The organism is Mordavella massiliensis, assembly GCF_016901695.1.
GTDB lineage: Bacteria > Bacillota > Clostridia > Lachnospirales > Lachnospiraceae > Claveliimonas > Claveliimonas massiliensis_A.
The window spans coordinates 1-636 of record NZ_JACJKS010000062.1 but is presented as its reverse complement, the minus strand read 5'-3'; the positions used below and the strand labels follow the sequence as shown (position 1 = coordinate 636).

Annotated in this window: 1 protein-coding gene; it reads left to right on the top strand. The window is 49.8% G+C overall.

What is annotated here, in order from left to right; translation table 11 throughout:
• Window positions 1-50: 50 nt before the first annotated feature.
• On the top strand, window positions 51-636 hold a 586-nt coding region (locus tag H6A20_RS14100), incomplete at its 3' end, for an IS3 family transposase (protein ID WP_338106720.1).

The window sequence follows — 636 nt, the reverse complement described above, 5'->3', positions numbered from 1 at the left end:
AAGAAATCATCAGTGAGGATGAATGTAACGATACTTATGGACGGATCCGGATGTATCAGGCGCTGTTGCTGAAGCAGCCGGAGGGCGTACATATACCCAGTGAACGGACCGTATACCGGGTTATGGATCAGATCGGCCTGAGCCATCGGCCAAAGAGAAAGCCGAATGGACTTACAAAGGCAGACCGGGAAGCCATGAAATCGGATGATCTGTTGAAGCGGGATTTCCATTCAGATGCCCCATTAGAAAAATGTATTACAGATGTCACGGAGATCCCGGCGCGCAATGGGAAACTGTATGTATCTGCGATTTTCGACTGCTTTGATCTTAGCGTCCTCGGTCTGTCAATGGGGACAAACATGAAAGCAGATCTGTGTATCCAAACACTGGAAAATGCCCTGACTGCATATCCCACGTTGGAAGGAGCGATCATCCATAGTGACCGTGGAACACAGTATACCAGTGAGTCCTACCGCCAGACCATCCGGGAGCACCATATCCACCAAAGCATGAACAGTGCAGGAGGACGCTGCCATGATAATGCACGCTGTGAGAGTATGTGGGCCAGAATGAAGACGGAACTCCTCTATGACCGCTATGACACAAGCCAGATGACGGTAGAGGAATTAAAAGCGC